This is a genomic window from Rhizobium sp. BK313 (assembly GCF_014193655.1).
Lineage (GTDB): Bacteria > Pseudomonadota > Alphaproteobacteria > Rhizobiales > Rhizobiaceae > Rhizobium.
Genome location: NZ_JACHZQ010000001.1, coordinates 666,266 through 691,044, shown reverse-complemented (window position 1 = coordinate 691,044; position 24,779 = coordinate 666,266). Strand labels below are relative to the sequence as shown.

At 60.5% G+C, this 24,779-nt stretch carries 20 protein-coding genes and 1 other RNA gene; 1 reads left to right on the top strand and 20 read right to left on the bottom strand.

Going from position 1 to position 24,779, the window contains the following annotated elements:
* Window positions 1-90: 90 nt before the first annotated feature.
* The 5 genes from ftsZ to aqpZ all read right to left on the bottom strand — a co-directional run bounded on the left by ftsZ (window position 91) and on the right by aqpZ (window position 6,119).
* The gene (ftsZ, locus tag FHT86_RS03265) at window positions 91-1,848 is read right to left on the bottom strand and encodes a cell division protein FtsZ (protein WP_133705509.1); all 1,758 of its coding nucleotides are present in this window, start codon (window positions 1,846-1,848) and stop codon (window positions 91-93) included.
* A gap of 110 nt (window positions 1,849-1,958) precedes the next feature.
* Window positions 1,959-3,290, bottom strand: coding sequence for a cell division protein FtsA (gene ftsA, locus FHT86_RS03260; protein WP_133705508.1), 1,332 nt, complete (start codon window positions 3,288-3,290; stop codon window positions 1,959-1,961).
* A complete protein-coding gene (locus FHT86_RS03255) occupies window positions 3,287-4,219 on the bottom strand; it encodes a cell division protein FtsQ/DivIB (protein ID WP_133705507.1) in 933 nt (310 codons plus the stop codon). Before FHT86_RS03255 ends, ftsA begins: the two co-directional genes overlap by 4 nt.
* Window positions 4,207-5,133 carry a D-alanine--D-alanine ligase gene (locus FHT86_RS03250; RefSeq protein WP_133705506.1) on the bottom strand — a complete coding sequence of 309 codons (927 nt, stop codon included), beginning with the start codon at window positions 5,131-5,133 and terminating at the stop codon, window positions 4,207-4,209. Before FHT86_RS03250 ends, FHT86_RS03255 begins: the two co-directional genes overlap by 13 nt.
* Window positions 5,134-5,432: 299 nt before the next feature.
* Window positions 5,433-6,119 (bottom strand): aquaporin Z, encoded by a 687-nt coding sequence (aqpZ, locus tag FHT86_RS03245; RefSeq protein WP_133705505.1) that lies wholly within the window; start codon window positions 6,117-6,119, stop codon window positions 5,433-5,435.
* 258 nt (window positions 6,120-6,377) lie between these two features.
* Between aqpZ and FHT86_RS03240 the strand changes: the two genes are divergently transcribed.
* Window positions 6,378-7,709, top strand: coding sequence for an MFS transporter (locus FHT86_RS03240; RefSeq protein ID WP_133705504.1), 1,332 nt, complete (start codon window positions 6,378-6,380; stop codon window positions 7,707-7,709).
* A 101-nt stretch (window positions 7,710-7,810) separates the two neighbouring features.
* Here the strand turns inward: FHT86_RS03240 and murB are convergent, their stop codons facing one another.
* The 15 genes from murB to FHT86_RS03165 form a co-directional block, all read right to left on the bottom strand.
* The gene (gene murB, locus FHT86_RS03235; protein ID WP_133705503.1) at window positions 7,811-8,785 is read right to left on the bottom strand and encodes a UDP-N-acetylmuramate dehydrogenase; all 975 of its coding nucleotides are present in this window, start codon (window positions 8,783-8,785) and stop codon (window positions 7,811-7,813) included.
* Window positions 8,782-10,197, bottom strand: a complete 1,416-nt coding sequence (gene murC / locus FHT86_RS03230; RefSeq protein WP_133705502.1) for a UDP-N-acetylmuramate--L-alanine ligase — start codon at window positions 10,195-10,197, stop codon at window positions 8,782-8,784. The genes murB and murC overlap by 4 nt, the downstream gene beginning before the upstream one ends.
* Window positions 10,194-11,318 carry an undecaprenyldiphospho-muramoylpentapeptide beta-N-acetylglucosaminyltransferase gene (gene murG, locus FHT86_RS03225; protein WP_133705501.1) on the bottom strand — a complete coding sequence of 375 codons (1,125 nt, stop codon included), beginning with the start codon at window positions 11,316-11,318 and terminating at the stop codon, window positions 10,194-10,196. The genes murC and murG overlap by 4 nt, the downstream gene beginning before the upstream one ends.
* Window positions 11,319-11,496: 178 nt before the next feature.
* On the bottom strand, window positions 11,497-12,651 hold the full coding sequence (ftsW, locus tag FHT86_RS03220; protein ID WP_133705500.1) for a putative lipid II flippase FtsW: 1,155 nt from the start codon (window positions 12,649-12,651) through the stop codon (window positions 11,497-11,499).
* Between the two features lies 1 nt (window position 12,652).
* Window positions 12,653-14,065: a UDP-N-acetylmuramoyl-L-alanine--D-glutamate ligase gene (murD, locus tag FHT86_RS03215; protein WP_133705499.1), complete on the bottom strand. Its 1,413-nt coding sequence runs from the start codon at window positions 14,063-14,065 to the stop codon at window positions 12,653-12,655.
* Between the two features lie 7 nt (window positions 14,066-14,072).
* Window positions 14,073-15,194 (bottom strand): phospho-N-acetylmuramoyl-pentapeptide-transferase, encoded by a 1,122-nt coding sequence (mraY, locus tag FHT86_RS03210; protein ID WP_133705498.1) that lies wholly within the window; start codon window positions 15,192-15,194, stop codon window positions 14,073-14,075.
* A gap of 11 nt (window positions 15,195-15,205) precedes the next feature.
* Window positions 15,206-16,666, bottom strand: coding sequence for a UDP-N-acetylmuramoylalanyl-D-glutamyl-2,6-diaminopimelate--D-alanyl-D-alanine ligase (locus FHT86_RS03205; RefSeq protein WP_133705497.1), 1,461 nt, complete (start codon window positions 16,664-16,666; stop codon window positions 15,206-15,208).
* A complete protein-coding gene (locus tag FHT86_RS03200; RefSeq protein ID WP_133705496.1) occupies window positions 16,663-18,126 on the bottom strand; it encodes a UDP-N-acetylmuramoyl-L-alanyl-D-glutamate--2,6-diaminopimelate ligase in 1,464 nt (487 codons plus the stop codon). The genes FHT86_RS03205 and FHT86_RS03200 overlap by 4 nt, the downstream gene beginning before the upstream one ends.
* A gap of 66 nt (window positions 18,127-18,192) precedes the next feature.
* Entirely contained in the window at window positions 18,193-19,944 is a 1,752-nt protein-coding gene (locus FHT86_RS03195) for a peptidoglycan D,D-transpeptidase FtsI family protein (RefSeq protein ID WP_133705495.1), read from the bottom strand.
* Entirely contained in the window at window positions 19,944-20,480 is a 537-nt protein-coding gene (locus FHT86_RS03190) for a hypothetical protein (protein ID WP_133705494.1), read from the bottom strand. The genes FHT86_RS03195 and FHT86_RS03190 overlap by 1 nt, the downstream gene beginning before the upstream one ends.
* Window position 20,481: 1 nt before the next feature.
* Entirely contained in the window at window positions 20,482-21,507 is a 1,026-nt protein-coding gene (gene rsmH / locus FHT86_RS03185; RefSeq protein ID WP_133705493.1) for a 16S rRNA (cytosine(1402)-N(4))-methyltransferase RsmH, read from the bottom strand.
* Between the two features lie 14 nt (window positions 21,508-21,521).
* Window positions 21,522-21,962 (bottom strand): division/cell wall cluster transcriptional repressor MraZ, encoded by a 441-nt coding sequence (gene mraZ / locus FHT86_RS03180; protein WP_133705492.1) that lies wholly within the window; start codon window positions 21,960-21,962, stop codon window positions 21,522-21,524.
* A gap of 429 nt (window positions 21,963-22,391) precedes the next feature.
* Window positions 22,392-22,791: RNase P RNA component class A (gene rnpB, locus FHT86_RS03175), an RNA gene on the bottom strand.
* A 67-nt stretch (window positions 22,792-22,858) separates the two neighbouring features.
* Complete coding sequence (locus tag FHT86_RS03170) at window positions 22,859-24,052, bottom strand: FAD-binding oxidoreductase (protein WP_133705491.1); 1,194 nt, start codon at window positions 24,050-24,052, stop codon at window positions 22,859-22,861.
* Window positions 24,053-24,133: 81 nt separating this feature from the next.
* The gene (locus tag FHT86_RS03165; RefSeq protein ID WP_133705490.1) at window positions 24,134-24,691 is read right to left on the bottom strand and encodes a lytic transglycosylase domain-containing protein; all 558 of its coding nucleotides are present in this window, start codon (window positions 24,689-24,691) and stop codon (window positions 24,134-24,136) included.
* Between the last annotated feature and the right edge of the window lie 88 nt (window positions 24,692-24,779).

Genomic DNA, 24,779 nt, shown 5'->3' with positions numbered 1-24,779 from the left:
ACAGGTCGAAAATAAAGAAATCCGGGGCCGATAAGCCCCGGATTCAACAAACATGGTTAGCATCCTATTAATAGGATGATCTTTACCGGATCAATTCGACTGCCGGCGCAGGAAAGCCGGTATTTCGAGCTGGTCGTCTTCCTGGGTTGCCATGCGTGCCTGCGGAACCTGACGGCCCTGCTCATCGAGCTGGCCACGACGCGGTGCGTAGAGGCTGGCTTCCGGTGACAGCGGACGGCGCTGTTGCGAGGCGGCGTTCGGAGCCGAAGCCGTCATGTCGCTGAAAGCCGGGTCCTCGTCGCGGCGACCAAGCGAATTGGTGATTCGCTTCAGCAGGCCCATCGGACCGCGCTCCTCGGTAGCTTGGGCGGCAACCGGCTGAGCCCGATGTTCCATCTCGGCCTTCACGACCGGCGGGAAATCCTCGACCTTCGGCATGCGGACCTGCTCGGCAGCCTGCCGGATGACCGGCTCCTGACGGATCGGCTGCTGCATCTGCGCGGGAGCCGGCTGGTGCTGCATCGGGGGCTGCTGATGCATGACCGGGGCCGGCTGCTGCTGAAGCGGAGCCTGACGCATCGGCTGTGCCTCCGGTGCGGCTGCAAAGATGCGGCTCTGCGGACGGAAGGTTTCCTCCTGAGCGACCGGCTGCTGCTGCATTACCGGTTGCTGCTGGCGGATAGGCTGGATTTCCAATTCGCGTTCCATTTCGGCTTCCGCCATACGGATGGTCTGCGCGATCGGATCGACAACGGCCTTCGGTGCCTGCGCGACATGGGCAGGCTGAGCTGCGGCCGCTGCCGGAGCAACGGCCGCGGAGGGACGGACAACCGGCTTTGCGACCGGACGGAATTCCATAGCCTTGTCGGCCGCTTCGTTGATCGCGCGATCGATGCCGGTCGCGACGACGGACACACGGATGATGCCTTCCAGCGATTCGTCGAAGGTAGCACCGAGGATGATGTTGGCGTCTGGATCGACTTCTTCGCGGATGCGGGTCGCAGCTTCGTCGACTTCGAACAGAGTGAGGTCACGGCCGCCGGTGATCGAGATCAGCAGGCCCTGTGCACCCTTCATCGAGGTTTCGTCGAGCAGCGGATTGGCGATGGCAGCCTCAGCAGCCTGCATTGCGCGTCCCTGGCCGGAAGCCTCGCCTGTGCCCATCATAGCGCGGCCCATTTCGCGCATGACCGAACGGACGTCGGCGAAGTCGAGGTTGATAAGACCTTCCTTCACCATCAGATCGGTGATGCACGCAACACCCGAATAGAGAACCTGGTCAGCCATCGAGAACGCATCGGCGAATGTCGTCTTGTCGTTGGCGATACGGAACAGGTTCTGGTTCGGAATGACGATCAGCGTGTCGACCGATTTCTGCAGTTCCTGGATGCCCATTTCGGCGAGCCGCATGCGGCGACCACCTTCGAAATGGAACGGCTTGGTGACAACGCCAACGGTCAGGATGCCCTTGTTGCGGGCGGCCTGTGCAACGACCGGCGCAGCACCCGTGCCCGTGCCGCCGCCCATGCCGGCGGTGACGAAGCACATGTGGGTACCGTTCAGATGATCGATGATCTCGTCGATGCACTCTTCAGCAGCCGCGCGGCCGACTTCCGGCTGCGAGCCGGCGCCGAGGCCTTCGGTGACATTGACGCCGAGCTGGATGATCCGCTCTGCCTTCGTCATCGTCAAAGCCTGTGCGTCTGTATTGGCGACGACGAAATCGACGCCTTGCAAGCCTGCCGTGATCATGTTGTTGACGGCATTGCCGCCACCACCACCGACACCGAACACGGTGATCCGCGGCTTCAGCTCGGTGATATCTGGCTTATGCAGCTTGATAGTCATGGTACCCGTTCCTTCTCTCTATGGCCGCATCGCCACGCCGGCCAATTCACTATATTTCACTCGCCTGACCCCTGCCCGGAAAGCGCTTGCCGCGATCCGGGATCAGGCACTCAGAAACTCTCCTTCAGCCATTGGCCAACGCGACCGATGCGGCTGTTGTTACCCCCAAGCGACGAGAGCAGACCGCTGCCCGCCGCATGTGTCTCCATGTCCGCAACCTGCGGATAGATCATCAGTCCGACCGCCGTGGAAAAGGCGGGGCCTTTGGCCGCCGTCGGCAAGCCGGATACGCCCATCGGGCGGCCGATGCGGACGTTGCGGGCAAGGATGCGCCGCGCCACGTCCGGCAAGCCGGTCAACTGGCTGGCACCACCCGTCAGCACGACGCGCTTACCAACGATCGGGCTGAAACCGGAACGCTGGATACGATCGCGGATCAGCTCCAGCGTCTCCTCGATACGGGCCTTGACGATGCGCGACACCAGCGCCTTCGGCACCTGCGTGGGCTGGTCGCGTTCATCCTCGCCGATCGGCGGGATGGAAATCAGTTCGCGCTCTTCCGAAGAATTCGCGAGCGCAGAGGCATGCACTACCTTCAGCCGCTCGGCATCCTCGATGCGCGTCGAAAGACCCCTGGCAAGGTCGGTGGTGACATGATGACCACCGAGGCTGACGGCGTCCGTGTGCACCAGCTTGCCTTCGGCAAAGACCGAGATCGTGGTCGTACCGCCGCCCATGTCGATCGCGGCACAACCGAGCTCGACTTCGTCGTCGACGAGAGCGGCGAGACCGCTGGCATAAGGCGTTGCGACCATGCCCTCGACCGAAAGGTGCGCGCGGTTGATGCAGAGTTCGAGATTGCGAAGGGCTGCGCGCTCCGCTGTGACCACATGCATATCGACACCCAGCGCGTCGCCAAACATCGCCAGGGGATCGCGGATGCCGCGTTCGCCGTCGAGCGAATAGCCGGTTGCCAGCGAATGCAGCACGGCGCGATCCTGGCGGAGCGACTGCTGGCAAGCGGCGGCAAGGACTTTCTTCAAATCGTTGGCCTCGACCTCCTGGCCGCCCAAATCGATGGTGGCGGTATAGATATCGCTGCCGAGACGACCCGCGGAAACGTTGACGATCAGGCTGTCGACAGTGAGGCCGGCCATGCGCTCGGCGGCATCGACCGAAAGACGGACAACGTTTTCCAGCGCGTCGAGATCGGCGATCACACCGGTCTTGATGCCGCGCGAACGCTGATGGCCGATGCCGATGATCTCGATATTATGCGTGCGGTTCGGAAGAACCTGGCTTTCCTCGCGCGGCGTAAGCCGGCCGATCATGCAGACGACCTTCGTCGAACCGATATCGAGAACGGATACGATATGCGACCGCTTGGAGGACAGCGGCTTCAGGCGCGGCAGACCGAAATGGGACGAACTGAATAAGCTCATGTATCCTGCCCTGCTTTCTTCAAAGCCTTGGTTCTTGCATCCAACGCTGCCTGGCGGCGAAGCGCTGCATCCGGGGTCAATTCAATGGCGGTACGGTCGTCAAGGCGAAGGTCGACAGCGGCAATATCGCGCTGCAGAAGGTTCTCGTCCTTGTCGAGCCTGGTAAGTCTTGCGAGGGCGCCATCAATGTTGTCTTCCGGCAATTTGATGATCACACCATTGTCGAGATAGAGATCCCAACGACGGCCGGCGACGCGTACGAAAGCCTTCACATGGCCACGAACATCCGGCCAGTTGGCAAACTCATCATCGATCGACGCCGCAGCCGTTTCGGCATCACGGCCGACGAAAAGCGGCAGCTTGGCGAACTTGTTGTCACGCAGCGGCGCGATCACACTGCCGTCCTTCTGGATCAGCGACAGTTCGGAACCATGTTGCCAGATGGCATAAGCCTTGCGTTCCGTGAGCTTCACCTCGACGGTCTTCGGATAAACCTTGCGGACCTCGACGCTTTGCACCCAGGGCAGGCTCGCGATCTTCTGGCGAGCCGCATCGGCATCGAGCGCCACCAGCGAAGTCGTGCCGTCGAGACCGAGAAGCTGCAGGATTTCGATTTCCGAGGTCTGATCGTTGCCCGAGACCTTCACGTCTTCGATTGCAAAGCCAGCAGCCGAAGTCGTTGCCTGCGCGACGTCCTGCGTATGGCCACCGATCGACATGCCATAAAGGCCCGTCGCAGCCAGGAGAGCGAGAGCGGAGACCGTGCCCGTATGGGCTGGAATGTTGACGCGGCCGGAACCTAGGCTCACGAGGAAGCGCACAGCACGACGCATCGGCCGCGGCAACACGAACGCATCCTCGACATCGTCAATCGCGAGTGGGACACGGTGGCGGGACCGCCTCATATTTTTGACCGTCAGCGCAAACAAGACGCGTCCTCCACCATCCACCGGAGAAATTCGCCAAAAGAGTAGCCGGCGTGAGCGGCCATTTCGGGCACGAGCGAGGTAGGTGTCATGCCTGGCTGAGTGTTGATTTCCAACCAGATAAGCTCGCCCTCTTCGGAAAAGCGATCGTCATAACGGAAGTCAGATCGACTGACGCCACGGCAGCCGATAGCTTGATGCGCCCTTAACGCTAATATTTGTATCTTTTGGTAAAGATTCGGTGAAATTTTAGCAGGGATGACGTGTTTTGATCCACCCTCTGCATATTTGGAATCATAATCGTAGAAGCTATGTCCCAGCGGCACGATCTCGGTCACGCCAAGCGCGGTATCTCCCATGACACCGCACGTCAGCTCCCGGCCGTAGATGAAACGCTCAACCAGCACTTCATCGCCATAGCGCCAGTCGGAGGAAGCGATGATCTGCGGCGGATGCGCCTGATCTTCCTTGACGATCACGACACCGAAACTCGAACCCTCCCGTACCGGCTTGACGACATAAGGCGGCTTCATCGGATGTTTGCCAGCAATGGCGAAACGGTCCATTACCAACGAATCGGCGACAGGAATGCCGACGCCATCAGCCACCCTCTTGGCACGAGACTTGTCCATGGCGAGCGCCGAAGCAAGCACGCCCGAATGAGTGTAAGGGATCTGCAGATATTCAAGAATGCCCTGGATGGTGCCGTCTTCACCGAAGGGACCATGCAGAGCATTGAAAACGACATCGGGTTTCAGATCAGCAAGGCGCGCGGATACATCCCGCCCCACATCGACCCGCGTGACTTGAAAGCCTTCGGCCTCGAGGGCATCGGCGCATGCTTTTCCCGAAGACAGGCTAACCGGCCTCTCCGAGGAAAATCCGCCCAAAAGGACAGCCACATGCTTGCCACCCATCAATACCCCCAAATTCACCGTCTTCAATCGACGTCTGCCTGATCGCTAAGTAGCGATTCTCGCTACGTCTTTTACCGCTCCATTAGAACAGCATTAAGGTTAATGAAGCGTTTACTTTCGTTAACTTTTGGCCGCTCTCGCTGACATCGATCTCTTCGAATCAAATCGACTTGAAGAATTCTGCCATTAGAATCAGAGAGTTGCTATGTTTGAATATCGATCTTTAGAAATTTTTAAACAAATAGGCCCGCGCAGGGGTGTCCGGCGCGGGCCTTCGCGAGGCTTATTGCAAGCCTGAATCAGTCGCGATCGTCGACCAGTTTCCAAATGAGTCCGCCGAGCGCGCCGCCTACGATCGGGGCCACCCAGAACAGCCAGAGCTGCTGCAGCGCCCAGCCGCCGACGAATAGTGCCTGGCCGGTCGAACGGGCCGGATTGACCGACGTATTGGTAATCGGGATCGAGATCAGATGGATCAACGTCAGCGCGAGGCCGATGGCGATCGGTGCGAAACCGGCCGGCACCCTGCTGCTGGTCGAGCCGAGAATCACGATCAGGAAGAACAACGTCAGTACGATTTCGGCGACCAGTGCCGATACAAGGGAATAACCGCCCGGCGAATGCTCGCCGTAACCGTTGGCCGCAAAACCGCCGAGCTGGAAATCAGCCTTGCCGCTGGCGATCAGATAGAGCACGGCCGCTGCGACTATCGCGCCGACGACCTGAGAGATGATATAGGGAATGAGCTGCGAACCGGGGAAGCGGCCGGCAACCGTGAGACCGACCGAAACCGCTGGATTGAAATGGCCACCCGACACACCCCCGACCGCAAAGGCCATGGTGAGCACGGTCAACCCAAACGCGAAAGCAACACCTAGAAAACCGATACCGAGGCTCGGAAAAGCTGCCGCAAAGATTGCACTTCCGCAGCCGCCGAACACAAGCCAGAATGTCCCAAGAAACTCCGCAATCAGTTTTTTTTGCATAAAACTATCTCCTCAGCCCTCAACCAGAGTGCAAGTTAGCCACTTACGAAAAAAGGGTTCCGGTAAGATTTCACCGGACAGGCGCCTATAAAAACGGCAAACGCTCGCTCAATTGCTTACGAATCAACAAATACGGCAAAAGATTAGCACGCATTCAATCGTTTCTTGCTTTTTAAACGTTTGCGCTGAACAAAAATTGCGCTAAGGACACACGCTTCCCGCTAAGGAAACCTTAGCATCATCTAAATTGGTAGGACCATGACTGACGCGATATCTCCTTTATCGCCGACTCCCTCGTCATCGAACAGCGTCGTTGCGAATTCCCCGGCACGCGTTCTGATCGCGAGCCTTATCGGCACAACGATCGAATTTTTCGACTTTTACGTTTATGCGACGGCGGCGGTTATCGTCTTCCCCAAGCTATTTTTCCCGGCAAGCGACCCCACTTCGGCGACGCTTCAATCCTTTGCAACCTTCTCCATCGCCTTCTTCGCCCGGCCGATCGGCGCGATGATCTTCGGCCATTTCGGCGACAGGGTCGGCCGCAAGGCGACGTTGGTGGCAGCACTGATGACCATGGGTCTTTCGACCGTCGTGATCGGCCTTCTCCCAGGCTACGATTCGATCGGCGTTCTCGCACCGCTGCTGCTGGCGCTCTGCCGTCTCGGCCAGGGTCTTGGCCTCGGCGGTGAATGGGGCGGCGCAGTGCTACTCGCCACGGAAAATGCACCCGAGGGCAAGCGGAGCTGGTACGCCATGTTCCCGCAGCTCGGCGCGCCGATCGGCTTCATCCTGTCGGCTGGTCTGTTCCTGATCCTGCGTGAAAGCATGCCGGATGCCGACTTCCTCGATTATGGCTGGCGCATTCCCTTCCTCATCAGCCTGGCGCTGGTGGCAATTGGCCTTTACGTCCGTCTGAAGATCACTGAAACACCGGAATTCCGCCGTGCCATCGAAAAGCAGGAGCGCGTCTCGGTTCCGATCGCAGTCATCTTCCGCTCGCATCTCCGCAGCCTTGTGCTCGGCACCATTATCGCGGTTGCGACCTTCGTGCTCTTCTATCTGATGACGGCATTCACGCTGAGCTGGGGCACCCGACCGGTCGGCACAGGGCCGCTCCCGGCAGGTCTCGGCTATTCGCAGGGCCAGTTCCTGGTCGTCCAGCTCGTTGGCGTCGTCTTTTTCGGCCTGACGATCCCGATCTCCGGCCTGTTGTCGGATCGCTACTCGCGCCGGCTGGTTCTGATCCTGACGACGATCGGCATCCTGATCTTCGGCCTGTTCTATTCGACGCTGCTGACCGCGGGCCTCGCCGGCGCATTCGCTTGCTCGATCATCGGCCTGGCTTTGATGGGCTTCACTTACGGCCCGATAGGCGCGGCACTTGCCGCCCCCTTCCCGACCGCCGTGCGCTATACTGGCGCATCGATGACCTTCAACCTCGGCGGCATCGTCGGCGCCTCGCTGGCGCCTTATATCGCCACCTGGCTCGCCTCGAACTACGGCCTCGGCTATGTCGGCTACTATCTGGCGCTGGCCGCTGTTCTCTCGTTGATCGGCATTCTGCTGTCGGGCAACGACGAAGTTTGAGAGAATTTTGAGAGCTTCGCCGTAACCAATTGAAAAGGCCGGGTGAAAACCCGGCCTTCTTTTTGCTGAATCAAACACTAGGGAAAGGTGCGGCGAAAAGCCTATTCCGTCGTCACACCCTGAAACGGCCGGACCTCGCGACCAGGCATGAAGCAGCCGAGACGCTTGATTTCCCATTCCAGCTTGATGCCGGAATTTTCGAAGACCTCGCGACGGACCTGCTCGCCGAGATATTCAAGATCGTAACCGGTCGCCTGCCCCATATTGATCATAAAATTGCAGTGCAGCGACGACATCTGCGCGCCGCCGATGACGAGGCCACGGCAGCCGGCTTCATCAATCAGCTTCCAGGCGGAATGTCCCTCGGGGTTCTTGAATGTCGAACCACCGGTCTTCTCTCGAATCGGCTGCACCGTCTCGCGATGCGCACGCACGGCATCCATCTCGGCGCGGATCTTGGCCCGATCCTCAGGATATCCCTCGAAAAGAACATGGGTAAAGATCAGATCGTCCGATGCCGTCGAATGACGATAGGTGTAACCCATCTCGGCATTGGTCAGCACATGCTTCTTACCCTTGCGGTCAACCGCGTGCACTTCGACGACGCGATCGCGCGTCTCGGAGCCGTTGGCGCCGGCATTCATGCGTGCCGCGCCTCCGATACCGCCGGGAATGCCGTAATAGAAGTGAAAGCCGCCAATGCTGTTATCCATGGCCATGGCGGCAACATGCTTATCCGGGCAAATGGCGCCAGCCAGGATACGGTTCTCACCCGCAAGCTCGACCGAACCGAAGCCCTTGGCCGATAGGCGCAGAACAACACCCGGAATACCGCCGTCGCGCACCAGGATATTCGAACCGACACCCACCACCGTCAGCGGCACTTCGGCCGGCAGGACTTTCAGGAAATCGATCAGGTCGTCCGTATCATGTGGCTGGAACATCAGCTCCGCCAGCCCACCGGCGCGAAACCATGTGACACGATCCATCGGCGCATCCGGCGTCAACCGGCCCCGGATATCCTTTACGCTGTCGCCGAGCGACGCCAGAAGCTTTTCCCCATTCACCTGTTTCATGCGGACTTACCCGAGAGGCCTTCCAATTCCTTTGGCAATGAAGCTGCCCAATAAGTGATGCTGCCAGCCCCCAACAGAACCACAAAATCACCCGGTCGCGCAATCTCCGCGACCATGCGCGCAAGCTCTTCCTGGGACGGCAGATAGCGCGCGTCACGATGGCCGCCTGCCTTGATGCGCGACACCAGCGCCTGCGAATCCGCACCCTCGATCGGGTCTTCGCCAGCGGCGTACACCGGTGCCAGGAAAATACTGTCGGCATCGTTGAAGCAGGCCGCGAACTCCTCGAACAGGCTCGACAGGCGCGTATAGCGATGCGGCTGGTGAACGGCGATGATCCGGCCCTTGCAGGCCTCGCGTGCCGCCTTCAGCACGGCCTTGATCTCGACCGGATGATGACCGTAATCGTCGAAGACCTTTACGCCGTTCCATTCGCCGGTCAGCGTGAAGCGACGTTTGACGCCGCCGAAGGAGGCGAGCCCCTTGGCGATAGCCTCATTGGAGATGCCGAGCCGGTTGGCAACGGCGATCGCCGCGGTCGCATTGGCAATATTGTGCCGGCCGGGCATCGGCATGACGAGATCCTTGATTCCGATGACCTTCCCCGTGCGGCGCCTGCGAATTTCGATGTCGAACAGCGAGCGCGTCCCGTCGATGCGCACATTCATGAAGCGCACATCGGCCTGCGGATTTTCGCCATACGTGATGACCTTGCGATCCTCGATGCGACCGACCAGCGACTGCACTTCCGGATGGTCGAGGCACATGACGCCAAAACCGTAGAACGGCACATTCTCGACGAACTGCCGGAAGGCGGCGCGCACAGCGTCAAAATTGCCGTAGTGATCCAGATGCTCCGGGTCGATATTGGTGACGACTGCGACGTCGGCGGGCAGCTTCAGGAACGTACCGTCCGATTCGTCAGCCTCGACCACCATCCACTCGCCCTCGCCCATGCGGGCATTTGTGCCGTAGGCATTGATGATGCCGCCGTTGATGACGGTCGGGTCAAGTCCGCCGGCCTCGAGCAGGGTCGCGACCAGCGAGGTCGTCGTCGTCTTGCCATGCGTGCCGCCGATGGCGATGGCGTTGCGGAAGCGCATCAGCTCGGCCAGCATCTCGGCACGGCGCACCACCGGCAGGAGTTTTTCGCGCGCGGCGGCGAGTTCCGGATTGCTCTTCTTGATGGCAGTCGAAACGACCACGACCTCCGCGTCGCCGAGATTCTCCGCCTTGTGACCGATATGGACCGGGATGCCCTTGTCGCGGAGCCGCTGTACGTTGGCGCTCTCCGACTGATCTGACCCCTGCACGCGATGGCCGAGATTATGCAGCACCTCCGCGATGCCGCTCATCCCAATGCCGCCGATACCGATAAAATGTACAAGGCCGATAGCCTTCGGCAGCTTCATACGCCCGCCCCCTTGAATTCCTGAATTGAACGTTTTGCGGCAACAGCCTCGACCATATCGGCCAGCAAGCCCGCCGCGTCCGGTTTGCCCGCCTGCTTGGCCGCCGCCGCCATCTTTACAAGCTTCTCCGGCATCGTCATCGCGCCGCGCAGGATCGTCGAGAGCTTCTCCGGCGTGAGCTCGGCTTGCGGAATGACCTTCACGCCCCCCGTGGCGGCAAGGGCAGCCGCATTGGCCGCCTGATCGTGATCCAGCGCGTAAGGATAGGGCACAAGAATTGCCGGGCGGCCAATGACGGCGAGTTCAGACACGGTCGAAGCGCCAGACCGGCAGAGAACGAGATGTGCAGCACCAATGCGCTCGGCCATGTCAGTAAAGAACGGCGCGACATCGGCGCCCATCTCCAGCCTCCTGGTGCAGCTATTGACCGTCTCCATGTCTTCCCGACGCACCTGCTGCGTAATCCGCAGGCGCTTGCGCAACGGCTCCTCCAACAGGCTGATCGCCGTCGGCACCGCCTTCGAGAAATATTGCGCACCTTGGCTGCCACCGAAGACGACCAGATTGAACGGATCATCCGGGCCGGACGGCACATAGGGCCGCTTGGCCGCCTCGATCACGGCCGGACGCACGGGATTGCCCGTCGTCACCGTCTTCTCCGGAAACGCGCCGCCCTTCTCGGGCAGGAAACCGCCGGCTATCGCCTGAACTCGCCCAGCAAGCGCCTTGTTCGCGCGGCCCATCACAGCATTCTGCTCATGAATCATGGTCGGCACGCCCATGCGGGTAGCGGCAAGCAGGGGCGGCACGGTCGGATAGCCGCCGAAGCCGACGACGCAGAGCGGCTTGGTATTGCGGATCAGCTTGCGCGCGGCGCGCATGCCCATCCACAACTTCCAGAGCGACTTTGCGACCTTTACAGGATTCTTCGAGCCGATCGTTGCCGATGGTACGACATGAATCTCATCGGCCGGGAACTTGCCGGCATAGCGTTCGGCGCGGCTGTCGGTGACCAAGTGCACGGAATAACCGCGCTCCCTCAGCTTGTAAGCCAGCGCCTCAGCCGGAAATACGTGGCCGCCGGTTCCGCCGGCGGCAAGCAGGATAATACCTTTACTCATGATCTTCGCTCCCGCGAATACCCCTCTAGACAGGGCATCCCCCTAATATAGGAAGCCGCCACGTCCGCGTCACCGAAGTGCGTCAAGCTTCCTTCATAGCTCCGCGTCATCGCGAAAGCGAACAAAGAATAGGCGTAATCCGGGCGATGGGGGTGAAGCGCAGACGGGTCCAAGACGATCACTCCGCCGGCAATCCGTGCGTCACACGAAAGAGACTGCGGTCCTGCGCCCTCTTTTCCGGCCGATGACGCGTCAGGGCCAGAATGAAGCCCGCCGTTACGCATATAGCGGTCATTGACGAGCCGCCATAGGAGATCAGCGGCAGGGTCATACCCTTGGCCGGCAGCAGCTGCAGGTTCACGCCGACATTGATGATCGACTGAATACCAATCTGCAGCACAAGGCCTGCGACGGCAAAGCGGTTGAAATCGTTCTTTTCCCTATAGGCATGCGACAGGCCGCGCAGCACCAGGAAGGCGAAAATGCAAACCAGTACCATGCAGAAAACGACACCGAATTCCTCGGCAGCCACGGAGAAGATGAAGTCGGTATGAGCATCCGGAATGATGCGCTTGACGATGCCTTCCCCCGGCCCGACGCCGAACCAGTTACCGTGGATGATTGCTTCCTTGGCGGTATCGACCTGGAACGTATCGCCCTCACCGGTCATGAACTTGTCGACGCGAAGCGCCACGTGGGGAAAGACGTAGTAGGCCGCCACAAAGCCACCGGCACCGAGGCCGCCAAGCACCCCGATCCACAGCCAGGGCATGCCGGCCATGAAGAACATACCGCCCCAGACAGCAGTGGTAAGAATCGTCTGCCCAAGGTCAGGCTGCGCAACAAGGAGAGCCGCAACGATACCGAAGAGGATGATGGCAAAGAGATTACCCGGAATTTCCGGCTGGCGCGCATGCTCGGCAAACAGCCAGGCGCAGACAACGACGAAGGCCGGTTTCATGAATTCCGATGGCTGGATGGAGAGCGCCGCGATGTTGACCCAGCGCCGCGATCCCTTGACCTCGACACCGAAGAACAACGCGAACAGCATCATCGCCAGCGAGACGATCAGCAGAATGACCGCCGTCCGGCGTACCTGCCGGGGCGTCATGAAGGAGATACCGATCATCGTCGCGATCGCCGGCACCAGAAACAAGGCATGACGCTTGACGAAATGGAAGGGTTCGAGCCCGATGCGCTCGGCGACCGCAGGCGACGCCGCGAAGGAGAGCATGAAGCCGATACCGATCAACAGGATGAATAATGCCAGGAATACACGGTCGATGGTCCAGAACCAATCGGCCAAGGCCCCACGTTCAACGCGGCTTACCATATCAATCGCCTCCTGTTGCTGACCCGACCAGCATGGTGACGCCCTCGATCGCAGCCACGTGGCTCACGAAGGCATCACCCCTGACCTCGAAATTCTTGTATTGATCGAAGCTTGCGCAAGCCGGTGACAGCATCACCGCCGCCGCCTCATGTTCGTCGCTATCCGCATCGGCTGCGGCGTGGGCGACCGCGCGCTCCAGCGTTCCTGATATTTCGTAGGGCACCTGCTCGCCGAGCGTCGCCGCGAAGGCGGGCGCCGCTTCGCCGATCAGATAGGCCTTGGCGATGCGCGGAAAGAGCGGCGCCAGCGTCGTGATACCACCCTCTTTCGGCAAGCCACCGGCGATCCAGTAGATATGATCGTAGCTGGATAGCGCCGGTGCGGCGGCGTCCGCATTGGTTGCCTTGGAATCATTGACGAAGACGACACGGCCGCGTCGGCCGACCGGCTGCATGCGATGCTTGAGGCCGGGAAAGGATTTGAGCCCGGCACGGATATCGTCAGCGGAAACGCCGACCGCCAGGCAGGCGGCGATCGCGGCTGCAGCGTTCTGCGCATTGTGGCCGCCTCTCAGCGTCTCGATGCCGTCGAGATCGGCAATCTCCGAGGTCGCGCCAGTCGATGCCTGGATGATGCGGCTGCCTTCGGCATAAATCCCGTGAGCCAGCACATGCCGGCGCGAGATGCGGATCACCTTGCCGCCCGCCCGTTCGACGCGGTCGGCGATCAGTGAGGAATAGCTGTCATCAACCCCGACAACTGCAACGCCGCTGCCGGCCACCAGCCGTTCTTTGATGTCGGCATAGTGTTGCATCGTACCATGCCGATCGAGATGATCGGGCGTCAGATTGAGCAGAATGCCGGCGGAAGGATTGAGGGTCGGAGCAAGATCGATCTGATAGGAGGAGCATTCGACGACGTAGTAACGCTCCGCCTTGGGCGGCTCGAGCGTCAGGATTGCCGTTCCGATGTTGCCGCCAAGCTGCGTGTCGCGGCCGCTCGATTGCAGGATATGAGCAATCAGCGCGGTGGTGGTCGATTTGCCGTTGGTGCCGGTGATGGCGATGAAAGGGCAATCCGGCGCATGTGCTCGCCGCTCCCGGACGAAGAGCTCCACGTCACCGATAACCTCGACACCGGCGGCATGAGCGAGGTCGACGGTCCAGTGCGGCCTCGGATGCGTCAGCGGCACACCGGGTGACAGCACGAAAACCGACAGCCCGTTCCAATCGATCGTTCTGAGATCGGCGACAGGGATGCCCTCAGCGCCAGCCTTTGCCACGCTGTCGGGATTGTCGTCCCAGGCGGTCACCTCGGTACCACCGGCAACAAGCGCCCGCGCGGTCGCAAAACCTGAGCCGCCAAGGCCGAACAGTGCGACCTTTTTCCCCTTGAGCGTGGTGACAGGGATCATCGCCGCCTCACCGAAGCTTCAGGGTCGAGAGGCCGACCATCGCCAGGATGACCGCAACGATCCAGAAGCGCACGACAACTTGGCTTTCCGTCCAGCCCTTCTTCTCGAAGTGATGGTGGATCGGCGCCATCAGGAAGACGCGGCGGCCGGTCATCTTGAAGAAGCCGACCTGGATGATGACCGAAAGCGCCTCCAGTACGAAAAGGCCACCGATGATCGCCATGACGATCTCATGCTTGGTGGCGACAGCCACCGAACCGATCATGCCGCCGAGCGCAAGAGAACCAGTGTCTCCCATGAAAATGGCCGCCGGCGGCGCGTTGAACCAAAGGAAACCGAGGCCGGCGCCGATGACCGCGCCGAGCACCACGGCCAATTCGCCGGTGCCGGGCACGAAGTTGATCGCCAGATAGTCGGCGAAGACGTAGTTGCCGGCGAGGTAGGCGATGATGCCGAAAGAGGCGGCCGCGATCATGACCGGTACGATGGCAAGCCCGTCGAGGCCGTCGGTCAGGTTCACGGCGTTACCCGCGGAAACGATAACGAAAGCACCGAACAGCACGAAGAACATGCCGAGATTGAGCATGAAGTTCTTGAAGAACGGGAATGCGACCGACGAACCGAAGGTCGAACCGGCGGTGCCGGAGGACAGCGCCGTGCTCATCATGAAGTAGACGGCGATGGCGGCAATGACGAATTCGATGCCGAGGCGGGCACGGCCGGAAAAGCCCTTGTCGCTCTGCTTCGTGACCTTGAGATAGTCGTCATAGAAGCCGATGGCGCCGAAGCCCAACGTAACCAGCAGCGTCGCGACCACGTAGACACTGGCGAGATCGGCCCACAGCAATGACGACACGACGATACCGGCCAAAATCATCAGCCCGCCCATGGTCGGCGTACCGGCTTTCTTGAAATGAGTCTGTGGACCGTCGGCGCGAATCGGCTGACCTTTGCCCTGACGTACACGCAGGGAGGCGATGATTCGCGGCCCGAAGAGGAAGACGATCAACGCCGAAGTGAACAAAGCGCCGCCGGTGCGGAACGTGATGTATCTGAACAGATTGAGAAATCTGAAATGAGTACTGAAAAAATGAACGTGGTCCGACAGTTCGGCAAGCCAGATCAGCATAAGAGCCCTTTCTAAAGCCCCTGATGGGAGTGAGGCTCCGTGTCGGAGAATGCTGGAAACTTGTCAAGCAAAGCTGCCACGATCTTCCCGAACCCTATCCCCAGCGACGATTTCACCATCAAAACGTCGCCTGGGGCGACCGAATTGAGCACGAATTCCGAGAGCTCCTCCGTCTTCTCACGATATTCGACATAAACACTTTCCGGCAGCGCATCCCTCAACGCCGCCATCTCCGGACCTGCCAGCCAGACATGCTCGATGCCGGCCGCCAACAGCGGACCGGCAAGGTTGGCATGCACTCGCTGGGCATAATCCCCCATTTCCAACATATCGCCGAGGATGGCGACCCGCCTGCCCGCTCTGCTGCCGACGTTGGCATCCGGCAACGAGGTCGCCAGCAGCGCGATAGCCGCGCGCATCGAAGCGGGGTTGGCGTTGTAACTTTCATCGATTAGCGTGAAATAACCATTGCCGATCGCGCGTTTGTGGCGCTGCCCCCTGCCCTTTTCTGCCCGCAGCGTCGCCAGCGCATCGACCGCCTTGTCGAGATCGGCCTCGACAAGCATCACTGCGCCGAGAACGGCTAACGCGTTTTCCGCGATATGCCGACCGGGTGCACCGATCGCCACTTCCATCGTCTCGCCGCCGATTGTCAGCCACAGCGTCGAATTCTCTTCCGATGCATTGAACTCCGCCAGCCGCACGTCCGCCTTGGCATGCTGGCCGAAACTGTGCACGTGCTCGACGCCGGCGGCCAACGCGGCGCGCTCCAGGAAATCGAACTGGTCGTTGTCGCGGTTGAGAATGACGTGACCGCCCGGCACAACGCCGTCGAAAATCTCCGCCTTCGCAGCGGCGATCTCCGTGATGTTCCTGAAATTGCCGAGATGAGCCGGCGCGATCGTGGTGATGATCGCCACATGCGGCTGCACCATCTTGGTCAGCGGCCGGATTTCCTCTGGATGGTTCATGCCGATCTCGAAGACACCGAAATCGGTATCCTGAGGCATGCGCGCCAAACTGAGCGGCACGCCCCAGTGATTGTTGAAAGAGGCTACGGAGGCATGCACCTTGCCTGATGGCGACAACGTCCGGCGCAGCATCTCCTTCGTGGTGGTTTTGCCGACAGATCCGGTGACAGCGATGATGCGGGCTTGCGTACGCTGGCGGGCGGCAACACCCAGCCTGGCGAGCGCTGCCAATACGTCGTCGACAACGATCTTCGGCACAGTCAGTCGGCCCATCGCCGGCAGCCGCGCCTCGCTGATCACGATCAACGCCGCGCCGTTCGCCATCGCCAGATTGGCGTAGTCGTGGCCATCGACGCGATCGCCCTTGATGGCGAAGAACGCTTCGCCCGGCTTGATCGTGCGGCTGTCGATGGAAATCCCCGTAATGCCCTCGGGCAAGCCCCCAAAGGAGCGGCCCGCAATGGCGGCGATCATGTCTTCAGTTGTCCATAGCCAGCTCAAGACTTTACCTCCTCCAGTGCTTTGCGCAGTTCGGCGTGGTCCGAAAAGGGCAACGTGACGCTGCCGATCGTCTGACCTTCCTCATGCCCCTTGCCTGCGACGATCAGCGTATCGCCGGATTTCAGCATGCCGACCGCCTCGCGGATCGCCTTGGCGCGATCGCCGATCTCGGTGGCGCAGGGCGCCGCCGCCATGATCTCGGCGCGGATCGTCGCCGGCTCTTCCGAGCGCGGATTGTCGTCGGTGACGACAACCACGTCGGCCAGACGGCAGGCGATTTCACCCATGATCGGCCGCTTGCCGCGATCGCGGTCGCCGCCGCAACCGAAGACGACGATGACGCGGCCGGTGGTGAACGGCCTCACCGAATTTAGCACATTTTCCAAAGCATCCGGCTTGTGCGCATAGTCGACATAGGCAAGTGCGCCATCAGGGGTATGACCGACAAGCTCCAATCGACCGGAAGCGCCGGCAAGCTTTTCCAGCGCCGCCATGGCAACCGGCGCGGCAACGCCGGTGGAAATGGCAAGACCGGCCGCAACCAGCGCATTAGCGACCTGGAAATCGCCGGCAAGCGGAATGTGAACCTCGAAAATATCGTCGCCAATATGCACTTCCGCGATCTGCTTGTGACGGAAATGCTCGACGCGCTTCAGCGTCAGGAAATCGCCCTTGCGGCCGACGGTACGTATGTCCTGCCCGGCGTCGCGCGCAGCCGCGATCGCCGGCTCCGACCACGCATCATCGGCAAAGATTATCGCGGGGGAGCCTTTCGGCAGCAGATCACGGAACAGCCGCATCTTTGCAGCCATGTAGTCCTCGACCGTCGGATGATAATCCATATGGTCGCGGCCAAGATTGGTGAAGGCAGCGGCAGCGAGCCTGACACCGTCGAGGCGGAATTGATCGAGGCCATGGCTAGAGGCTTCCATCGCCGCATGAGTGACGCCCTCGCCGGCAAGCTCGGCAAGCAACTGGTGCAACGACACCGGATCCGGCGTCGTCAGCGAGCCGTAGTCGTTGCGCGTCGGCGACACGACACCGGTCGTGCCGATCATCGCCGCGGGATGACCCGCATGTGCCCAGATCTGACGGGTGAAAGAAGCGACCGAGGTTTTACCGGCAGTACCGGTAACGGCGACCATCGTCTCGGGTTGCCTGCCGTAAAAGTGCGAGGCGGCGACGGCGAGGAAACGGCGCGGCTCCGCAACGGTCAGCAGCGGCGCGCCGGCGGCAACAGCGCCATGGCCCGCGACAACGACCGATGCACCGCGCGAAACTGCATCGGCAATGAAACTTGCGCCGTCGGCTTTCGTGCCAGCGACAGCGATAAAAGCCATGCCGGGCGCAATCCTACGGCTATCAGCGGAAAGGCCTGTTATCTCAAGATCGCCAAGTGTCCCGCCGACTTGTTCGTTGAGTTCCGGAAACGCTTTTCCGGCAATGTCCCGCAAGTTCATCGAATATACTTTTCGCCTTCTCGATCAGTCCGCCCCTCGCGAATCGACCCGTGTATTCTTTCACGCTTAATAAGACACCAGCAAGGCCGAGTTGCCGTTTCCGAAGCTGGGTTGGATTCCGAGAATAGGCGCCGCCCGTGCGATGATGTCGCGAGCGATCGGCGCCGCCGTATAGGCCGAGATGGTGCCGCCATGCTCACCGGTCTTCGGCTCATCGCAGAAGGTCATGATGACATATTGCGGATTGTCGATCGGGAACGCAGCCAGGAAGGTGTTGAAATTCAGTGTGTGCGAATAGCGGCCGTTGACGACCTTATCGGCCGTGCCGGTTTTGCTGCCGACGTCATAGCCAGGTACGCGGGCGGCGCGGCCGGACCCCTTGGAGCCGTTGAAATCGAGCAGGAAGCGGATGTCGTCGCTGGTGCTCTTCTTGACGACGGTCTTGGCGATCGCATCGGCCTGCTCCCGGGTTCGTGGCAGGAAGGTCGGCTCGATCAGCTTGCCGCCGTTGACGAGGGCCGCACCGGCGACCGCCGTCTGCAGCGGTGTCGTGGAGACACCGTGGCCGAAGGAGATGGTGATCGAGTTGATCTTCTTCCACACATGCGGCTGGCTCGGCATCTTCACTTCCGGCAGCTCGGTGTCCATTTTGTTGAGCAGCCCCATCCGGGTCAGGAATTCCTTGTGCGCATCGATGCCAATGAGGTCAGCGATCTTCGCCGTGCCGATGTTAGAGGAATACTGGAAGATTTCCGGAACGGTCAGCACGCGATGCTGTCCGTGGAAGTCATGAATGGTGAAGCCGCCGATGCGGATCGGGTTGGTGGCATCAAAGGCATCACGCAGCGTGACCTTGCCGGAATCGAGCGCCATCGCCATGGTGAAGGTCTTGAAGGTCGACCCCATTTCGAACGTTCCGTTCGTCATGCGGTTGAGCCAGCCTTCCGCGGCACCCTCGTTCGGATAGTTCGGATCGAAGTCGGGGGCCGACGCCATTGCCAGCACTTCGCCGGTGCGAGCGTCGAGTACCGCTGCACCCGCGCCCTTTGCCTGGAAATTGTTGACGGCGTTGACAACGGCATCATGGACGATGTCCTGCACACGCAGATCGATCGACAGTTTCACCGGCTGCAGCGGCTGGTCATTGGTCATGCCGGCGGCCGCGAGATCGGCAAGCCCCTGGTCGTCGATGTATTTCTCCATGCCCGCGACGCCACGATTATCGATATTGACGTAGCCGAGAATGTGGGCGGCGGTCGAGCCGCCTGGATAGAAGCGGCGCTTTTCCGGACGAAAACCGATGCCGGGAATGCCGAGCGCCAGGATCTGGCTCTGCTGTTTCGGCGTCAACTGCCGGCGAAGCCAGGCAAAATGCGAGGTCTTGACGGCAAGTTTCTTATAGGTGCCCTTGGTGTCGAGGTCGGGCAGGACGGTGCGCAATTCCTCGACCGCCTCATCGGGATCGATGATCTTGTTCGGTTCGGCAAACAGCGACACCGTGCGGATATCGGTCGCAAGCAGCGCGCCGTTGCGGTCGACGATGTCAGGGCGTGAGGCCATCAGCCGGTCAGGCGGCAGGATGCTCGACGTCGTATCCGGCGGGGTCATGGCGAACTGGGCGAGACGACCGCCGATGATGCAGTAGACGACGGCAAAGCTCGCGACCAACAGAACGACACGGCTCTTGGCCTGATTGGACTTGCGTTTACGGGCACCTTCAAAGGTCGATCCACTGAAACCGTCGTTCGGGCGGTTATTGCCGTCGGTGGAGAAATGCGCCTTGCTTTTCAAGACCATGATGCGCGAAAGAAAAGACATCACTCGTCCACCGATCCCGTTGCGATATTGTCGACTTCTTGTTTTTTGCGCTTCAGCAGCGACGGCGCCTTGGCAACCGGACGCGGCGCAGGAGCGGCGGCGACATCGGCAATCGCCTTTCTGATTTCCGCGTCCGTCGTGTCGCCATTCTTCGACGCCGCGGCCGAATTCACCTTGCTGCTGGCTGCTTTGGCGCTGCCGTCCTTCGCGCCATCCTTGGCATCGGCAATGGTTTCCGGCGGAAGCTGCGAGCGCAGCATCGGCAACTCGTTCGGCTGCACAATCGCGGTCGACAGGGTCGGCTGCAGCTTGAGTTCGTCGTTATAGTTATTGACCAATCGCTCCAAGCGGTTTGGCTGCACGACCAGCGCCCAATCCGCCTTCAGAAGCTCGATCGTGTCCTTCTCCAGCTTGATCTCCGATTCGAGGCGATGAACCTCTTCGAGCTTCAGCTCGGCACGATGTTTGATCGTGTAGGTGACAGCGGCCATTGCCGTCATGACGCCAATCAGAACGATGTCAAAAGTCTTCAGCATATCAACCTCCGAGCTTTTCGAGACTGGCGAGATTGGGCAGATCGAAGATCGAGAGATCGGCAGCCTCAGCCGTCGCAGCGGTGCGAACACCCGCGCGCAGCTTGGCCGAGCGCGCCCGCGGATTGACCTCAGCCTCCGCGTCGCTTGCCGAAATCATCGGCTTACCAATCGGATCGAAGGTCGCCAGCCGCTCGTGCACCATGGGCATATGGCGAGAGCCGGTGGCGCGGCCCGAGCGATCGGCGAAGAACTTCTTGACGATCCGGTCTTCCAGGGAATGAAAAGTAACAACAACCAGACGACCGCCCGGCTTCAGCGCCCGCTCGGCGGCAAATAGCGCCTGCGCCAGCTCGCCGAGCTCGTCGTTGACAAAGATGCGCAGCGCCTGGAAAACCCGGGTCGCAGGATGGATCTTGTCCTTGGCCTTCCGCGGCGTGACGATCTCGATCAGTCCAGCGAGATCGCGGGTCGTGACGAACGGTGCTTCCGCCCGCCGCTTTTCGATTGCATGCGCGATGCGCGGCGCCTGCTTCTCTTCACCGAGAAAGGCGAAAATGCGAATGAGATCGGCCAACTTGGCGCGATTGACGACATCGGCCGCCGATACGCCGCTTGCCGACATGCGCATGTCGAGCGGGCCGCTCTTGTTGAACGAGAAGCCGCGCTCGGCCTCATCAAGCTGCATCGAAGAGACACCGATATCCAGCACGACGCCATCGAGCCCGTTATGCGGCGCGTGGTCGGCAAGCTGCGAAAACTGCGAATGAACGAGAGAAAGATGGCCTGCATGAGCAGCAACCATCGCCTGCCCTGCCGCAATCGCAGTCGGATCGCGGTCGAGCGCAATTACATCCGCACCAGCCCTCAGAATAGCCGAGGTATAGCCACCGGCGCCGAACGTGCCATCAAGAATGAGCTTGCCGGCGACCGGTGCCAGCACCTCAAGCACTTCTGCAAGGAGAACCGGAATGTGGCGAACCGGTCCGCCACCGGCATCAGTCGAGCCTCCGCCAGGATTCGCCGCCATTCCGTTTCCCCGTCCTATTCCGAGCGCCCGCCCGCCAGCTTGCGCTCCTCTCGTGCCTGCGCCTGCAAGGCTTGGAAAGCCTCCGGCTGCCACAATTGAAAATGATCTGCCCGCCCGACGAAAGTCACTTCGTTGGCGATACCGGTGAAGCCGCGGATAAAATCCGTGACCATCAGCCGCCCTTCCGCATCGAGCTTCATGAAGACCCCGCCCCCGTGAATCAGGAGCGACATCTGGTTCGCCGCCGGCGAAAAAGGATCGTCCGCCGCAATCTGCCGCTCGAACCGATCGAGCAGATCGAGACCGCCGACGCTGATCGCCGGGAACACAAAATCCTGGAAACAATACAGCTCCTGGATATTGCGCTCCACCAACACCGAACGAAATGCCGCCGGCACGGATACCCGGCCCTTGGCATCGATCCTGTTGGTCGCATTCGACAGGAAGCGGTTCATGACGCGAAACACCCGTTTCCCATGACATACGGGCGATCATTCGCCCGCAGACATAGCCAAAATCGGACACAGCTTCGCAAGCCGAAAGAGAGAATACCCTTCCGACGCCTCCGATAAAGGAGGGATCAAGGCTTTGCGATGAATGGGCATTGATTTGCCCTTGTGCAGTGTGCTCTTGGGATACCATGGGACCATATGGGCGTCAATGGGATGAAGCCACGGAGACGTGGCCACAGCCTGAATATTCATAAGCCGTTAAGTTTAACGAAAGGTTAGGATCGCCCTGAACGGACGCTTCAAAACGGTTTGTTTTCACAGGCGAAAACGCCTCTCCTCGGCAGAGTGCAGAGGCTGAAAACCAAGGCTTCTGACAGCCTGAAAATTGTTTCCGCAAGGCGCACTATAAGCATCGGCATCGGGGAAGGAAGATTTGCCAGTTGGCCTGTAAGCCGGGTTCTGTATGGCTCCGACCGAGGCCGGAACGTGGCAGCCATTCATCTGGGACGCCGCTTGCGCGCCGCCTCATGCAACCCACCCGGATGACCGGCCCGGAAACGGGCTGGACCGCTTTCGCGGTCCGCGTCATCCCTATTCGGTTTTGCTCCCGGTGGGGTTTACCGTGCCGTCGCTGTTGCCAGAGACGCGGTGGGCTCTTACCCCACCCTTTCACCCTTACCCGATCCGAGGACCGGGCGGTTTGCTTTCTGTGGCACTTTCCCTGAGGTTACCCCCGCCGGACGTTATCCGGCACCGTGTTTCCGTGGAGCCCGGACTTTCCTCACCCCACCGCCTTTCGGCATTGGTGAAGCGCGGCTGCCCGGCCAACTGGCAGGGCTCCATTAGCCGAGACCGCCGGCAATTGCCACCGAAATATGCGGCATTGTCTCCGCTGAGGCCTAAGCACGGAAATGTGCAGAGAAATCCGTGCGGTAGCCGTCATCCTTGATTCGACCTTCAAGCAACAATTCCGCCCCGAGCCTGCCGATCTCGTCTGAACTCTTCGCCGCCGTGCCGCACCCGCCGGTCAGAACAGCGACGCGCGGCGACGACGTGTAACCGATCATGGGATAGCTGGTCGGCGAATAGGAAACGGCACAGGAATTGGTAAAGGCCGACGGCCCGGTCACGCCGGGAACCAGTTCGTGGATGATCCGCGTCAAGTGATCGCGTGCCTTGTCGCGGCCGGCGGTTCGAAACCACCTACGCAGATCCGGTTCGCTTTCGAATTGGAGAGCGTCCGGGTCGCCGCCGATCTTGATGTAGTATTTTCCGTCCGGGTAGCGGATCGGAGGCAGCAAGTAAATGCTGTCGATATTGTCAGGCTTGGAAGATATCAGCGACGGCATGGCCGAAAGCGCCTCGGCTTCCGCCTCGCTTACCTCGAAGAAGGTCACCGTGCGGCCATAAACCTTCATCTCAACCGGCCGCGGCAACAGATTCTCGGCAATGGAAAAACCGCCCGCGGCGAGGAGGACTTTCTCCGCCCGGAATGTCTCGCCTTCCGCCGTGGTGACGACCGCCAGGCCGCCCTCGTCGCGGATCGAGACGACGGTCTGCTTGATGATGCGAGCTCCCGCTTTCTCCGCCAGCAACGACTGTGCCTTCACCAGCCGACGCGGGCTGATATGGCCGGCGCCGTGTGGCTCGTAGACGCCCTCACTGCCTTCCGCAAAGGAGAAGAAGGGGAATTTCGCCCTCAACCCGGCATCGTTCAGAACTTCTGTCTGGACACCGAGTCGAGACGCGGCATCGACGACACTGCCGACATAGGCATGCGTGCCGCCCCGCTTCGGCCCGACCACGAGGCAGCCGACCGGCGCGTAGAACTGAATGCCGCTGTCGCGCTCGATCTCGGCATAGCGAGCGATCGAGCGATTGGCGAGTCGCGCCCAGTCGGCGTCGGGATCGATGGTGCGGGTAATCCGGCCTTCGTCGTAGTGACTACCGAAAACACCCTGATGGTTCGCGCGGTCCTCGGGCTCATCCGGTCCGATGACGGCTATGCCGTCCACTTGTTTGGCCAGATGGCGGGCGGCAGCCGCCCCCATCATCCCCCGACCGACGACGATGAACCTGAAATCCGCTGCCATGTTATGTCCCTCGCAAATGATCGCGACTCGATAACATGGAAAGCGGTTCAGCCCTACCCGCAATCCTCTCAAAAGCAGCCATTAATCAAGGAGCGCCAGCACCTTACCGCAATATTGCTGCGAGATCGGATTCATGCGCGTCGCAGCGTGACCGGCATTGTATTTGAGGATGGTGTTGCACGTCGCTCCACCGCCAAGTTCCTGCGCCATGGCGAGGTATTTCATGCCGAACTTGATGTTCGTATCGGGATCGTAAAGTCCCTTGGCACTTCCGGAATAGCCCATCAGCTTCGCTGTCGTGGGCTTGATCTGCATCAGGCCGATCTCGCCGGCGCTGCCGCGCCGCTTTGGATTGAAATTGCTTTCGATCTGAATGACCGCCGTCGCCAATACGACCGGCACGCCGTTCTCCTTGGCATATTTGGCAATCAGGGCCGAATAGGGATTTTGTTCAGTGAAGGAATTTTCCGCATCGCGCAATTCGGCAGGGACACCGGGCATCGGATAGCCGGTGGTACGCGTGATGACCTGCAGAGGAAAGGTCTGGGTTTTCTCGCCGAGCGGGTCGGCAAAGGCGCAATCATATCCTGTCAGCAGCACGCTTACGCATGCTGCCGCCGCAACAATCAGATTTTTCATGTAGTCTTTTGTCTCCGGGCGCGGGACCGCGGATAGCAGAAAGCTATCGATCCGGCGCGAGGCAAAAAGAGCCGCCGGAGTGCACGGT

Excerpts from the sequence above, each read along its gene's own strand:
- ftsZ (WP_133705509.1), bottom strand. The coding sequence starts at position 1,848 with ATGACTATCAAGCTGCATAAGCCAGATATCACCGAGCTGAAGCCGCGG.
- ftsA (WP_133705508.1), bottom strand. The coding sequence starts at position 3,290 with ATGAGCTTATTCAGTTCGTCCCATTTCGGTCTGCCGCGCCTGAAGCCG.
- FHT86_RS03250 (WP_133705506.1), bottom strand. The coding sequence starts at position 5,133 with ATGGGTGGCAAGCATGTGGCTGTCCTTTTGGGCGGATTTTCCTCGGAG.
- aqpZ (WP_133705505.1), bottom strand. The coding sequence starts at position 6,119 with ATGCAAAAAAAACTGATTGCGGAGTTTCTTGGGACATTCTGGCTTGTG.
- FHT86_RS03240 (WP_133705504.1), top strand. The coding sequence starts at position 6,378 with ATGACTGACGCGATATCTCCTTTATCGCCGACTCCCTCGTCATCGAAC.
- murB (WP_133705503.1), bottom strand. The coding sequence starts at position 8,785 with ATGAAACAGGTGAATGGGGAAAAGCTTCTGGCGTCGCTCGGCGACAGC.
- murC (WP_133705502.1), bottom strand. The coding sequence starts at position 10,197 with ATGAAGCTGCCGAAGGCTATCGGCCTTGTACATTTTATCGGTATCGGC.
- murG (WP_133705501.1), bottom strand. The coding sequence starts at position 11,318 with ATGAGTAAAGGTATTATCCTGCTTGCCGCCGGCGGAACCGGCGGCCAC.
- ftsW (WP_133705500.1), bottom strand. The coding sequence starts at position 12,651 with ATGGTAAGCCGCGTTGAACGTGGGGCCTTGGCCGATTGGTTCTGGACC.
- murD (WP_133705499.1), bottom strand. The coding sequence starts at position 14,065 with ATGATCCCTGTCACCACGCTCAAGGGGAAAAAGGTCGCACTGTTCGGC.
- mraY (WP_133705498.1), bottom strand. The coding sequence starts at position 15,194 with ATGCTGATCTGGCTTGCCGAACTGTCGGACCACGTTCATTTTTTCAGT.
- FHT86_RS03200 (WP_133705496.1), bottom strand. The coding sequence starts at position 18,126 with ATGAACTTGCGGGACATTGCCGGAAAAGCGTTTCCGGAACTCAACGAA.
- FHT86_RS03195 (WP_133705495.1), bottom strand. The coding sequence starts at position 19,944 with ATGTCTTTTCTTTCGCGCATCATGGTCTTGAAAAGCAAGGCGCATTTC.
- FHT86_RS03190 (WP_133705494.1), bottom strand. The coding sequence starts at position 20,480 with ATGCTGAAGACTTTTGACATCGTTCTGATTGGCGTCATGACGGCAATG.
- rsmH (WP_133705493.1), bottom strand. The coding sequence starts at position 21,507 with ATGGCGGCGAATCCTGGCGGAGGCTCGACTGATGCCGGTGGCGGACCG.
- mraZ (WP_133705492.1), bottom strand. The coding sequence starts at position 21,962 with ATGAACCGCTTCCTGTCGAATGCGACCAACAGGATCGATGCCAAGGGC.
- FHT86_RS03170 (WP_133705491.1), bottom strand. The coding sequence starts at position 24,052 with ATGGCAGCGGATTTCAGGTTCATCGTCGTCGGTCGGGGGATGATGGGG.
- FHT86_RS03165 (WP_133705490.1), bottom strand. The coding sequence starts at position 24,691 with ATGAAAAATCTGATTGTTGCGGCGGCAGCATGCGTAAGCGTGCTGCTG.